The organism is Alcaligenes sp. DN25 (assembly GCF_023674485.1).
Classification (GTDB): domain Bacteria; phylum Pseudomonadota; class Gammaproteobacteria; order Burkholderiales; family Burkholderiaceae_B; genus Alcaligenes; species Alcaligenes phenolicus.
Genome location: NZ_CP098408.1, coordinates 667921 through 681242 on the forward strand (window position 1 = coordinate 667921; position 13322 = coordinate 681242).

12 protein-coding genes are annotated in these 13322 nt (G+C 58.1%); 6 read left to right on the forward strand and 6 right to left on the reverse strand.

What is annotated here, in order from left to right; all coding sequences use genetic code 11:
- Window positions 1-17 precede the first annotated feature (17 nt).
- From NBV64_RS03040 to NBV64_RS03050, 3 genes are read right to left on the reverse strand one after another with little or no spacing between them, the layout of a single operon-like run.
- Entirely contained in the window at window positions 18-1499 is a 1482-nt protein-coding gene (locus NBV64_RS03040; protein WP_250756674.1) for a tripartite tricarboxylate transporter permease, read from the reverse strand.
- Window positions 1499-1972: a tripartite tricarboxylate transporter TctB family protein gene (locus NBV64_RS03045; protein ID WP_009463172.1), complete on the reverse strand. Its 474-nt coding sequence runs from the start codon at window positions 1970-1972 to the stop codon at window positions 1499-1501. The genes NBV64_RS03040 and NBV64_RS03045 overlap by 1 nt, the downstream gene beginning before the upstream one ends.
- 19 nt (window positions 1973-1991) lie before the next feature.
- Complete coding sequence (locus tag NBV64_RS03050; RefSeq protein ID WP_009463174.1) at window positions 1992-2951, reverse strand: Bug family tripartite tricarboxylate transporter substrate binding protein; 960 nt, start codon at window positions 2949-2951, stop codon at window positions 1992-1994.
- Window positions 2952-3225: 274 nt separating this feature from the next.
- On the opposite strand from NBV64_RS03050, the gene NBV64_RS03055 reads away from it, so the two are divergent.
- The 6 genes from NBV64_RS03055 to NBV64_RS03080 are packed head-to-tail and all read left to right on the forward strand — an operon-like array spanning window position 3226 to window position 8939.
- A complete protein-coding gene (locus NBV64_RS03055; RefSeq protein WP_009463176.1) occupies window positions 3226-3996 on the forward strand; it encodes a DeoR/GlpR family DNA-binding transcription regulator in 771 nt (256 codons plus the stop codon).
- A complete protein-coding gene (locus NBV64_RS03060) occupies window positions 3993-5093 on the forward strand; it encodes an ABC transporter ATP-binding protein (RefSeq protein WP_250756675.1) in 1101 nt (366 codons plus the stop codon). The genes NBV64_RS03055 and NBV64_RS03060 overlap by 4 nt, the downstream gene beginning before the upstream one ends.
- 19 nt (window positions 5094-5112) lie before the next feature.
- A complete protein-coding gene (locus NBV64_RS03065; RefSeq protein ID WP_250756676.1) occupies window positions 5113-6375 on the forward strand; it encodes an ABC transporter substrate-binding protein in 1263 nt (420 codons plus the stop codon).
- A 12-nt stretch (window positions 6376-6387) separates the two neighbouring features.
- Window positions 6388-7278 (forward strand): carbohydrate ABC transporter permease, encoded by an 891-nt coding sequence (locus NBV64_RS03070; RefSeq protein WP_009463182.1) that lies wholly within the window; start codon window positions 6388-6390, stop codon window positions 7276-7278.
- A complete protein-coding gene (locus tag NBV64_RS03075; RefSeq protein WP_203145138.1) occupies window positions 7278-8120 on the forward strand; it encodes a carbohydrate ABC transporter permease in 843 nt (280 codons plus the stop codon). The genes NBV64_RS03070 and NBV64_RS03075 overlap by 1 nt, the downstream gene beginning before the upstream one ends.
- A 9-nt stretch (window positions 8121-8129) precedes the next feature.
- Window positions 8130-8939, forward strand: a complete 810-nt coding sequence (locus tag NBV64_RS03080) for a phosphodiesterase (protein ID WP_009463186.1) — start codon at window positions 8130-8132, stop codon at window positions 8937-8939.
- A gap of 123 nt (window positions 8940-9062) precedes the next feature.
- On the opposite strand, the gene NBV64_RS03085 is transcribed toward NBV64_RS03080, so the two are convergent.
- The 3 genes from NBV64_RS03085 to NBV64_RS03095 form a co-directional block, all read right to left on the reverse strand.
- Window positions 9063-11498 (reverse strand): TonB-dependent siderophore receptor, encoded by a 2436-nt coding sequence (locus NBV64_RS03085; protein ID WP_250756677.1) that lies wholly within the window; start codon window positions 11496-11498, stop codon window positions 9063-9065.
- Window positions 11499-11645: 147 nt separating this feature from the next.
- Window positions 11646-12641, reverse strand: a complete 996-nt coding sequence (locus tag NBV64_RS03090) for a FecR family protein (protein WP_250756678.1) — start codon at window positions 12639-12641, stop codon at window positions 11646-11648.
- Window positions 12631-13137 carry an RNA polymerase sigma factor gene (locus NBV64_RS03095; protein ID WP_226348074.1) on the reverse strand — a complete coding sequence of 169 codons (507 nt, stop codon included), beginning with the start codon at window positions 13135-13137 and terminating at the stop codon, window positions 12631-12633. Before NBV64_RS03095 ends, NBV64_RS03090 begins: the two co-directional genes overlap by 11 nt.
- Between the last annotated feature and the right edge of the window lie 185 nt (window positions 13138-13322).

Here is a 13322-nt window from a genome sequence, read left to right on the forward strand (position 1 = left end):
GCTTGCTTTTTTTTGGCTTATTTTTGCAGGCGCTTGAGCATGTATGGCACGCTCAAAAACAGAATGGCAGCAATATAAAAACCCACTGCAACTGGACTTTCCAGCAGTACCAGAAAATTTCCCTGTCCGGCCGCCAGGGCCGTTCGCAACTGATTTTCTGCCAAGGGCACCAGAATCAGACCGATCAGCAAAGGGGCAATGGGAAAGCCGTAGACTCGCATGATGTAGCTGACCACGCCCAGGCCGGCCATCATGGCCAGTTCAAAGGTGGAGCCGGACACGCCCCAGATGCCGATCATGGCAAAGACCAGAATTCCGGCGTAAAGCTGCGGTTTGGGAATATAAAGCAGACGCACCCACAGGCCGACTAGCGGCAGGTTCAGCACTAGCAGCATGGCATTGCCGACATACAGCGAGGCAATCAGGCCCCAGACCAGTTCGGGGTTGCTGGAAAACAGAAAAGGGCCGGGCTGCAGACCGTAGTTTTGAAAGGCAACCAGCAAAATGGCGGCGGTGGCGGATGTGGGCAAGCCCAGCGTTAGCAAGGGCACCAGAATTCCGGCTGCGGCGGCATTATTGGCCGCTTCGGGACCGGCAACGCCTTCGATTGCACCGTGTCCAAACTCGTCCTTGTTTTTGGACAGGTTTTTTTCCAGGGAATAGGACAGCATGGTGGGCAGCTCAGAGCCTCCGCCAGGAATCGCTCCCATCGGGAAACCAATGACCGTGCCACGCAACCAGGGCTTCCATGAGCGTGCCCATTCATTGCGTGTCATGAAAGCTTTGCCACTGATGGGGATGATCTGCTCGTCGTTGTGACGAAAGCGGCTGGCCACGTACAGAATTTCTCCCACCGCAAAGACCGAGACCAGCACCACCGTCAGCTCAACACCATCGAGCAGGTCGGGCAGCCCGAAAGTCATGCGAGCCTGCCCGGTCATGGCATCGATGCCGATCACGCCCAAAGCCAGGCCCAGAAACAAGGAAATAAAACCACGGACGCGGGAAGCTCCCATCACCACAGCGACCGAGGTAAATGCCATGATGGTCAGGGCAAAGTAGTCCGCCGGTGTGAAAATAAAGGCCAGTTCGGCCACGGCCGGGGCGGCGAAGGTCAACGCCAGCGTGGCGATGGTGCCAGCAATAAAAGAGCCAATGGCGGCCGTGGCCAAGGCGGCCGCGCCTCGCCCACGGCGTGCCATCTTGTTGCCTTCCAGCGCGGTCATCATGGAGCCCGCTTCACCGGGGGTATTGATCAAAATGGCGGTGGTCGAACCTCCGTACATGGCGCCGTACAGCACACCGGCGAACATGATGAAGGCTGAGACCGGCCCCACGGAAACCGTGACTGGCAGCAGCAGGGCAATGGTCAGTGCCGGGCCAATGCCGGGCAGAATGCCGATGGCCGTACCCAGCACCGAACCGATCAAGGCCCACATCAGGTTCATGGGCTGCAGAGCCACCTCAAAGCCGTGCAAGAGCAAAGAAAGCGTATTCATTACAGCCCCGCCACAGGAAGAAAGCCGCCCAGTTGCAAACCCAGGCGGCCAAACAGAAACCAGCAGGCGCTGCCCAGTACCAAGCCGGAGAGCAGATCCAGCAGCACGCGACGTGAACCTAGGGCACGTGCCACCAGCATGAAACACACTGAGGCCGTGAGTGGCAGGCCCAACGGCTCCATCATCAGGCTGGGCAGCACGGCAGCCAGCAGGACGGTCAGGAAGGGCCCCTTGTCCATGCCTGGATCCTGGGCCAGCTCTTCCTTGTCGAAGGCGGTGCCACGATGCATTTGCAGCAGGAACAAAATGCCCAGAACAACCAGTCCCACGCCGACCAGCGCAACGAACAGGCCTGGGCCGATCGCGGCATATTGTGCGCTGAGAGTCAGGGACATGGAGGCGTAGAGACAGACGGCACCCGCCAGGATGACCGCCAGCCCCAGCCACCAGGGCTGACGCGAAGTTACACTCATGTGTGTTCCCCGACTTGCTTTACTGGATCAAGCCTGCGTCTTGCAGGATGGTCGTGGTGCGCTCGGTTTCTGCCTTGATGAAGTCACCGAATTTGTCGCCGGCCAGAAAGTACGGTTCCCAGCCCAAGCGTTCCTGCGTTGCTTTCCATTGTGGTGCTTCGCTGAGTTTGGTGAAGTGGTCAATCCACAGCTGATAGTTTTCTTCAGGCATGTCCACCGAGCCCAGAATGCCCCGCCAGTTGGCAATCTCCACCTTGTAGCCAGCTTCTGTGAAGGTAGGCACTTGCTCCAGGCCTTTCATCCGTTTGTCCGAGGAGATGGCCAGAATACGGATGCGGCCGCTGTCGGCAAATTGCTGAAACTCGGACGCCCCCGAGATTCCGGCCTTCAGGGTCCCGTTGACGATCCCTGTCACTGTATCGGCCCCGCCGGCTTGCGGGATGTAGTTCAGGGCTTTGACGGGCACCTGGCCTTGCTGTGCCAGCAAGGCCAGAGCAATGTGATCCGTTCCACCGGCAGAGCCACCGCCCACGGGCATGGCCCCAGGGTTGGCTTTCATCGCTTGTACAAAATCGTCCAGGTTTTTGTAGGGGGAGTCGGCTTTGACCGCCAGCACAACGTATTCCGCTGTCAAACGCGCAACAGGTCGAAACTTGCTTAAATCGATGGGGGATTTGTTCATGGCAATCGAGCCGACTGTGATCGCACCGAATACAGCCAGTGCATCGGGTTTGCCCTTTTGCGAGCGCTGGAAGTCGGCCAGACCGATGGTGCCGCCGGCACCGCCTTTATTGCTAAAGCTGACCGTGCCGGTGTAGATGCCCGCCTCATTCATGGCCTGCATGGATTGGCGGCCTGTGGAGTCCCAGCCTCCGCCTGGGTTGGCAGGCAGCATCATGCTGAGCTGGGCTTGCGCAGTGACTGTAGCCCCCAGCAAGGTAGCGGCCAGCAAGGGACGCAGAAAGCGATGAAGTTTCATGTCATGTCTCCTGAATAAGTGCGCCTGTAGACGCCTGGTTTTTTTAGTTGTTCGGCGTTGATATTACCCTATGCGTAATGCAGAGCTACCTTATGTGCAGGATGGACGATGGAGTCGGCCTGCTCGAGTGGCGCATGCGTTTGATGGCTGATGGTAGGCAGAGTATGTTCATATGAACATTTGGGCGTCATAAAACTTTCATCTGAGCGTCACCGACACGTAACTTCGCGTTCCTACACTGCCGGGTATTCAAACGAAACCCATACGCCGTGTTATGAACCTATCTGTCAGGCAAAGCATTATTGTGGATCTGCTGGCCGCCCAAGGGGCGGTGTCAGTGGATGGCTTGGCCGCGCATTTCGGGGTGACGCCGCAGACTATCCGGCGCGACCTGAACCACTTGTATGAAGCCGATCTGGTGCGCCGCCGCCATGGTGGTGCCGAGCTGAACGTGGTCGAGCGTAATGTGCCTTTCCAAACGCGCCGCATTACCCATTTGCAAGCCAAGGCCCGTATCGGGCGAGCCGTTGCCACATTGATTCCTCCCGGTGCCAGCCTGCTGCTGGGTTTTGGCACCACCCCCGAGCAAGTGGCCCTGGCGCTGGCCGACCATCGCGATCTGACCGTGGTCACCAACAACATCAGTGCCGCTCTGGCCCTGTCTCACAATATGAGCCACCGCGTGGTACTGACGGGTGGTGAACTGCGTCAGCCCAACCCCGAAATTCTGGGCCCCGGCGCCGAACGCCTGTTCAACAGCTTCAAGGCGGACTTTGGCGTGTCCGGGGTAGGGGGCTTTGACTCGGACGGTGCTTTGCTGGACTTTGATATGGCCGAGTCCGATTGCCACAAAGCCCTGCGCGGCAATTGCCGTGTGCGGATTCTGGTGCTGGATCACACCAAATTTGGCCGTCGTGCCCCTGTGCGCAGTGGCTCTTTGGATGATGTGGATATTCTGGTCAGCGACCAGCCTATTCCCGAGCCTTACCGCGAGCAAATTCCTGCGCGTGTTCAGATCGTGATTGCTGACGAGGTGCAGGCATGAGTCGCGCAGCTATCGAGTTGCAAGGCATAGGCAAAGCCTGGGGCGAACAGGCCGTGCTCAAACAAATGGATCTGTCCATTCAGGAAGGTAAATTTACCGCCTTGTTGGGGCCTTCGGGCTGCGGTAAGTCCACCTTGCTGCGCATTATTGCCGGGCTGGAAACCCCCGATCAGGGTCGGCTTTTGATCAATGGGCAGGACGCCACCTATCTGGAGCCCGCCAAGCGTGGCTTGAGCATGGTGTTCCAATCCTACGCCCTGTTCCCGCATCTGAATGTGGCCGACAACATCTTGTTCGGCCTGCAAGTACGCCGTGCCGATCGTCAGCAGCAAAAAGAGCGTCTGCGTGAAGCCCTGGCGCTGACCAATCTGGAAGGTCTGGAAGAGCGCAAGCCCGGCCAGTTGTCGGGCGGGCAGCGGCAGCGTGTAGCCCTGGCGCGCAGCATTGTGTCGGGCCATCGTATCTGCCTGATGGACGAGCCGCTGTCGAACCTGGATGCCAAGCTGCGTCACACCGTGCGCCATGAAATCCGTGCTCTACAGCAACGCTTGGGTTTGACCGTGGTGTACGTCACCCACGATCAGACCGAAGCCATGGGCATGGCCGATCACGTGGTGCTGCTTAACGCTGGACACATCGAGCAGCAGGGCAGTGCCCAGGACCTGTACGGGCAGCCCAATAGCGTCTTTACCGCCGGCTTTATCGGCAGCCCACCCATGATGATGATTCACAGTGACCAAGTGCCCTTGGAGTTGTGGCCCTCGCGCCGTCAGTACGACCAGCCGCATCGTGTGCTGGTGGGCGTGCGCCCGGAGAACCTGAACTTGCACGAAGCGGGCGAGCAGTATGTGGCTGCCACCGTGGTGCACCAGGAGTTTCAGGGGGCCGATGCCTATGTGTATGTGCAGCTTGATGATGGCCACACCCTGATCGTGCGCGCGCCGCACAGCCGCAGCGTCGAGGCGGGTGCTCGCTGTGGCTTGAGCTGGGACCCTGTTCACGCTTTTTACTTTAACCAGGACAGCGGGGCTCGCCTGCCGTCTGCGGATGCTCTGACTGCTGCTCCTTTCGCTGTTCCTCCTGCTGTTCTTCCCTAAACGTACTGCGAGTCTACCCATGTTGAAGAATTGTTTGCTTGCCACCTCCAGCGCCCTGTTGATGGGCCTGGGCGCCAATGCCCATAGCGCGGTGGAATTGACCATGTATTACCCCATTGCCGTAGGAGGTCCGCTGACCGATGTGGTCGATGGAATGATCAAGGACTACCAGGCCCAAAACCCGGAGGTCACCGTTAAAGCCGTCTACTCCGGTAACTACGATGAAACCCGAGTACGTGCCTTGTCGGCCCTGCGTGCGGGCGAGCCGGTGCAGCTTTCTGTACTGGGCGCACTGGATACGCATGATCTGGTGGAACAAGGTCTGGTCGAAGCCTTTAGCGATGTGGCTCAGGACACCCCCAGCCAGGATTGGCTGAAAAGCTTTTATCCTGCCTTGATGGCTAACGGCACCTTGGAAGGCAAGGTCTGGGGCATTCCGTTCCAGCGCTCCACCATTGTCATGTTCTACAACAAGGACATGTTCCGTGAAGCGGGCCTGAATCCGGATCAAGCTCCCAAGACCTGGGACGAGCTGGTGCAAACCGCCCAGAAACTGACTAATGACCAGCATCACGGCTTGATGATTCCGTCGACGGGCTACCCCTACTGGATGTTCCAGGCCATGGCCTTGCAAAATGGCCGTCAGTTGATGAATGAAGAAGGCACACAGGTCTACTTCAATGACCCCAAGTCGGTGGAGGCGCTACAGTTCTTCCACGACCTGGCCTACAAGCACAAAGTCAGCCCCACTGGCACCATTGAATGGGGCACGCTGCGCCAGGCTTTTGTCCAAGGCAAGACCGCCATGATGTGGCACACCACGGGCAACCTGACGGCCGTCAAGAATGAAGCCAAGTTCGACTTTGGTGTTGCCATGCTGCCCGCCAAGGAAAAAGCCGCGTCGCCTACCGGCGGTGGCAACTTCTACCTGTTCAAGGGCGCGAACGAGGAACAGAAGAAAGCGGCTCTGGATTTTGTGCGCTGGATGACGGCCCCTGAGCGTGCCGCCAAGTGGTCCATGGCTACGGGCTATGTCGGTGTCAGCCCTGCCGCCTACGAAACGCCTGCTCTGGTCGAGTACGCCAAAACGTTCCCGCAGGCTGTGGTCGCCCGCGATCAGTTGGCCGTAGCTTCGCCCGAGTTTGCCACTTACGAGACAGCACGTGTACGCGAGCTGCTGTCCAACGCCGTGCAAGCCGTGCTGACTAATGCCAAGACGCCCAAGGCCGCTTTGGATGAAGCCCAGGCTGCTGCAGAACGTCTGCTGCGTCCTTTCAACTAAGCAGGTGCAGGAATGGCTGAACCATTGCGTGTGCTGCGTAAAGAGTGGGTATTTGCGTACCTCTTGTTGACGCCGCTGTTTGTGCTGCTAAGCGTGTTTGCCTTTATCCCGGCGCTGCACACGTTCTGGTCCAGCCTGTTGAGTAAAGGCACGGCGCGTCGTCCGGCCCAGTTTGTGGGCATGGACAACTACGATGCCATGCTGGCTGACCCGACGTTCTGGCTGGTTCTGAAGAACAATCTTTGGTATGCCGCCATTGTGATTCCGGTGTCCATGGCCCTGGCCTTGCTGATGGCCTTGTGGGCCAACCGGGCCATGAGCATGCGGGCCTGGGTGCGTTGTGCCTACTTCACGCCCACCATGCTGCCCATGATTGCCGCCGCCAATCTATGGCTGTTTTTCTACACACCGGATCTGGGTTTACTGGATCAGATTGCCAAGCTGTTTGGCGCCGGGGCCACCAACTGGCTGGGCCAGCCGCAAACCGCCCTGGGCGCGGTCATGGTGGTGACGATCTGGAAAGAGGCCGGTTTTTTCATGATCTTTTATCTGGCTGCCTTGCAAACCATCCCGCCCGAGCTGCGCGATGCCGCTCGTCTGGAAGGCGCGACCCGTTGGCAGTATGGCCGCCGTGTGCTTTTACCCTTGCTGGCACCCACGACCCTGTTCATTTTGATCAACGCGCTGATCAACTCGGTCAAGCTGGTTGATCACCTGTTTATCTTGACCAAGGGCGGCCCCAATAATGCCTCCAAGCTGATGCTGTACTGGATCTGGGAAACCGCTTTTGCCTATATGGATACGCCTAGTGCCGCCGTGCTGACGGTTGTGCTCCTGTTGGGGCTGGGTGCTGTCGCCATCTTTCAATTTCGCTACGCTGAACGACGCGTGCACTACCAGTGATGAACATGGACACTGTTTTGACCGCCCCAGGCCGCCCGCTGCGTTTGCCTTCACTGGATACAGTAGGGGCGCACGCTTTGGCCCTGCTGTGGATTGCCCCCTTGTTGTATGCCTGCTGGGCTGCGTTTCGCGACCCGTCCGCCGCCTTGAGTTTTGACTGGAGCGCAGGCTGGACCTTTAGTAATTTTGCAGCGGCCTGGGACCGTGCGCCCTGGTTGCGCTACATCTTCAACACCACCGTGCTGGTGCTGACCATTCTGCTCGGACAGTTTGTGCTGTGCACCCTGGCCGCTTATGCCTTTGCCCGCTTTCGTTTCTTTGGCAGCCAGTTTCTCTTCATGCTGCTGCTTTTACAGTTGTTCATCCTGCCCGAAGTACTGATTGTGGAGAATTACCGCATGGTGGCCTTGCTGGGTTGGACGGACACGGTCTGGGGCATGGGTGTGCCCTATATGGCCAGTGCCTTTGGCGTGTTCTTGTTGCGCCAGGCTTTCAAGCAAGTGCCGCGTGAACTGGAGGATGCGGCGCGACTGGAAGGATGCAGCCGCCTGGGTGTGCTCTGGCGAGTGTACGTGCCGTTGGTCAAGCCTGTGTACCTGGCTTATGCCCTGGTGTCGGTGTCTACGCACTGGAACAATTTTCTATGGCCCTTGGTGATCAGCAGCTCTGACCATACCCGTCCTTTGACCGTAGGTTTATCCCTGTTTGGCGCACCGGAAAGCGGGGTCAGTATCTCCCTGATCAGTGCCGCCACATTAATGACTATCTTGCCGCTTTTGTTGGGCTTTTTGCTGTTTCAAAAGCAGTTCATGCAGGCCTTTTTACGCGCCGGCATTCGTTAAGGAATTCTGATGAAGATCATCCAGTTTTCGGACCTGCACATTACCCCGCCCGATGGCCTGTTGTTTGGCTCGGACCCTCTGGATCGTTTGCGTAGTTGTGTGCAGCACGTCAATCGTCATCATGCCGATGCAGACTTGTGCGTGTTGACGGGCGACCTGACCCACGCCGGTCATCCACGCGCATACGAGCGGCTGTGTGAAGGCTTGCAGGATTTGATTCCGCCTGTACGTTTGATGATGGGCAACCACGACAGCCGCAGCGCTTTTCACAGCGTGTTTCCGCAGGCCACGACCGATTTACCCGGCTTTGTACAGCATGCCGAGACCTTGGGCGATTGGCGCCTGATCTACCTGGATACCTTGGAGGACGGCTATACCAACGGCTTTTTGTGTACGCGGCGTCTGCAATGGTTGCAGCAGGAGCTGGCCGCGCATAGCGGGCCGGTAATGCTGTTTTCGCACCATCCTTTACCTGCCTTGCAGTATCCGTCCATGGATTGGCTGCGTATGAGTAATGCGTCGGATTTATTGCCTTTGCTCAAGGCTCATCCCGCGCCCGTGCATTTGTTCTCCGGTCACGTGCATCGCTGCGCCAGCGGTGTGTGGAACGGCCTGCATTTTGTGACGGTCAATGGCACCAACCATCAGCACGAACTGGATCTGGAGCGCGAGGGGGCCGCAACATCGACTTTCGAGCCTGCCAGTTACGCGCTTATCTTGCCCAACGCAGATGGTTTGACGGTGCATTTTCAGCCCTTTGGCTACGAGGAATTGCGCTTTCCGTATACGGGGGATTTGAGTGCCCTGAAGTGCGTGTAAGCCTTCCGGGTTCAGCAACGCTGGCACAAGGCTGAAGTGATCAGCAAACCCGCAGTGGCCCCCGAGGCCTGGATTATTTTCTAGGTTACGGGGGCTGTTTGCCTGGTAGCCGCTTTCACGTGATTAGAAGGAATAACGCAGGTTCAGCATGGCATTACGCGGTGCGCCGTAATAGCCGGTGTAGAAGGTCTGATCCAGCGCACTCAGGTACTTGCGGTTGAACAGATTGTTGACGTTCAAGGTGGCCGTCAATTGCTTGCTGAAGTCGTAGCGGCCCATCAGGTTGACGACGGCGTAGCTGCTTTGTTCTCCGGTGACAGTCTTGCCCAAATCCCACGGTGTGGCGGTGAAATGGATCTGGCTTTGCCAGTTCACACCACCCCCAATCGTCAGGCGATTCCAGTTGCCGGGCAGGCGGTAGGCGGTCCACAGCTTGGCCATATGGCGTGGCACCAGGGTTTTGATGCGCTCGCCCTGGGCGTCTTTGGTCTGGCTGTAGGTGTAGCTAAAGGCCATGTTCCAGCCATCGAGCAGCTCGCCCGTCACTTCCATATCCAGGCCCTGGGTCTTGGCGCCTTTGACCGCCGTGTAGGCCGCTTCGCGCTCGGTACCCGGCACGATAAAGCCACTGTCGGCCACGGCCAGATTGTCCTGGCGGATTTCGTACAGCGCAATGCTGCTGTTCACGCGGCCGTCCAGCATTTCGCTTTTCAGGCCGATTTCGTAGTTATCGCCTTTGCGCGGGTCCAGAAAGTTGCCGCTACGGTCGCGATAGCTTTGTGGCTTGAAGATGCTGGTGTAGCTGGCATAGATCGAATGCTCTTCATTCAGGTCGTACACAATGCCGGCATATGGGGTGAAGACATTGTCTTCGTGCATGGTTTTCAGGCTGTTAAAGCGCTGCATACCAGGGTCAGGATAGCTTTGGGAAAGACTGTAGCGGTAATTGCTGAGGCGGCCCCCCAAAATGACAGCCAGCTTGTCGCTGGGTTTAAGGCGTAGCGCCGAATACCCACCGTACTGTTTGACGGTCAGATCATAGTCAAACAGCTTTTCTCCAGTTGTATGGGGTAAGGCCGGGTTGTTGTTCCAGTCGTGGAGATTGATGGAGGTGCCTTCGATATCGTCGTCCATGGTGTCATGGCGATTCTTGTAGCGTGACGAATTAAAGCCGACGATCAGTTCGTGGTCCTGTCCAAATAGTTGAAAAGGGCCTTTTGCGTGAATATCAAAACTGGTTTGATACTGTGTGGCATTTGAAACACCTCCGTAAAGCTGCACGCCGTCGCCCGTTTCACGGTTGGGATAGCCCCAGGAAGCATCCGCGCTTTTTCCGCTTCGACGGGCCTTCAGGTAATTCAGGGACATGGCCAGTGACCAGTCTGCCCCCAGTTGCTGGTCCAGTTTCACAAAGGTGTTGTGAGACTCCAGTGTATTGGTGTTCCAACGAGCCCCTGCATTGGTGGAAATATCAAAATCGGTCTGTTCGCCGGTGTCGTAGAACAAAGGAAAGCCGGAGCCAGAGGAGCCGCGCGGATCATTTTTTTGATAATCCATCCCCAAGGTGACAAGCGTGGTGTCCGTAATGTCGGCCTCAAGTATGCCGTAGACCACATCTTTTTTAGTTGTGAAGTAGTCCATATAGCTGTTGCCTTCCTGATGGGCTCCAACCAGACGGCCGCGCAGGCTGCCGTTCTCGTTAATCGGGCCACCAAGGTCTACTTGAGCGCGCATCTGATCCCATGACCCGTAGCTCACTTCGGCATGGCCCTGAAAATCGGCTGTCGGACGTTTACGGACCATATTGACGACGCCAGCTGGGTCGCCTGCGCCGGTCAATAGACCAGAGGCACCACGCAGCACTTCCACCCGGTCATAAATCGCCATATCTGCCAGCCCCTGAGGAATGTTCTGGCTGACGATATCGGACAGCGTGGACAGGCCGTCCAGCTGATAGTTGTCGATAGCATAGCCACGCGAGTAGATGGTGTAGCGGTCGCTGCCTATGTGCTGGATGGAAATACCGGGCGCTTGTTGCAGCACGCTGCCGATATTGTCCAGCGACTGGTCTTCAATGCGCTGGCGCGTCATGACGCTGACGGTTTGCGGCGTTTCACGCAGCGTCATGTTCAGCCTGGTGGCCGTGGTAGTAGCGCCATGGCTGGCATAGGTCTGGCTGCCTTCCGTCACGGGCAGGCGACGGCCCACGACGCGCACCGGGTCCAGCATGGTGGCGTCCGTATTGGGGCGCGACAGGGTGATGGTGTTGTTCTCGCGCCGGTATTCCAGGCCAGAGCCTTGCAGCAGGCTGCGCAGCGCGTCTTCCGGGCGCATGCGGCCCTGAATCGGTGTCGTGCTCAGACCTTGCACTAGCGAAGGCGAGAAAAGCACCTGCAGCTGGGTCTGTTCGGCCAGTTTCAGCAGCGCTTCGGACAAGGGCTGGGCGGGAATGTGGATAGGGACAGGATTGTCTTGGGCCAGGGCAGGGGTGCTGGCACTGGCCACCACTAAAGCGAGCAGGACGGGGCGCAGGCGGGGTAGGAAAGTGGTTCGGTTCACGGTGCAGATTCAGGGTAGGGGCGGGCAGGGCGACGCCCGGATTCAGAGATATTCATCAAACGCGATGTTGAGGAACGCTGAATCTAAATACGAGTCAGTCTTACTAGGCCCCTCAGCCTGAATTGGTTTATTTGAAACTAATTGTAATTACGAGCCGCTGCTCAGCAGGACACTGCCATCGTCTTGTGTCTTGGCCTGCAGTGGCAGGATCTGTTGCAGGGCTTGAGGCACCGCACTTTGTTCATCCAGCAGGAAGGACGCGGTGACACGCTGCTGGCCGATTCTGCCGTCAGCAATGCGGATGGGATGCTCGCGATAGCGGTTGATTTCAGCAACGACTTCGAACAAGGACAGGTCCCGCACAATCAGGCGTCCTTGCCGCCAGGCGGTGGCAGCGGCCACATCGACCTCGGGTTGAATACTGAGCCCATCCTGAACGGAAACGGTGGCGCCAGAGCCAGCGGCCAGATACCGGGTCTGGCGGTTCCACCAGCGGCCGCTGGACACTTCCACACTACCGCTTTCGACCAGCACTTTGACTTGCTCGGCATCACGACGAACCGTAAAGCTGGTGCCGGTAACGCGTACCACCGTATTGCCTGCTTTGACGATGAAAGGGCGCTGCGGGCTGGATGCTATCGCGCACATCACTTCGCCCTGAATCAGGTCCAGATGACGGCTGTCTTCATAAAACCGCAGCTCGGCTTGGGTGGCGGTATTCAGCTCCAGGCTGGAGCCGTCCGGCAGAGGAACCCAGCGGCGCTCGCCCACACGTGTTTGCAGGCTAGCGGCGTACACAGCCTGGGGGCCGAGTAGTAGGCCTGCCAAACCGGCAGAGCCCGCGACAGCGACCAGGGCGCCGGTATTACGGATCAGTTTGCGGCGGCGCAGATCGGGCCGCTGGGGCACTTTGCCGCCATACAGCAGCTTGACCAAATCCTTGTCCAGCGTGCTGGCCAGGGAGCTTAACTGCTCCACCGCCATAAATTCGCGCTCGTTTTCCGGGTCAGCCTGCAACCACTCCTCCAGCGCTTGCTCGTCAGCCGGGCTGAAGCGGCCCGAATGCAGGCGGGCCGACCATTGGGCGGCGGCCTCGGCAGGGGAGGTGGCATCACTGGGGTAGAAAGGGGATTCAGAACTCATCGCGCAGGCGCTCGCGGATAAACTGGCTGGCCAGCGCAATATAACGCTCCACGCTGGCAATGGACAGTTTCAGATGACGGGCAATTTCAGGCTGGGTCCAGCCTTCGATGCGATTCAAGACAAAAGCCCTTCGGTGATTCAAAGGCAAGGCTTCCAGGGCCGCAACCAGGGCGTGGCGCACTTGCTCCGCACTGGCGTGGGCATCGGCACCGTCGGTGATAGGGTGAGCGTCTTCATGCAGCTCGTCCCAGGCCAGGTGCTGGAAGCGGCTGTTGCGACGCCACAGATCAATGGCCCGATGGCGCGCGGACTTGTACAGAAAGTTGCGGGCATGGGCCGCTGTCAGTGTTTTCTGATCTTTTCGAAGCAGGGCCTCTACCGCATCATGGGCGACGTCTTCCGCGTCCGCGGCACCGCCAAAGCGGCGCAGGCAGGACTGCATGAACTCGCCATAATAGGCCAGCCAGCTTTTGCGGGAGAGGTCCGAATTGGACATGGGGGCAGGGAGCTTGAATGACAAAAAGCAAATTATTGCAAATAGTTCTCATTAACTCAATGGCGCTTTATTCAGGCCCTATCGGGGCGTGAGGCCAGCTTGCAACGTCGATCCGGAACTTGCACCGAAAAATCGTCATGTCCGGCGAAAAGCTTTGTTGTTTCATACAAGATCGTTATACTTGC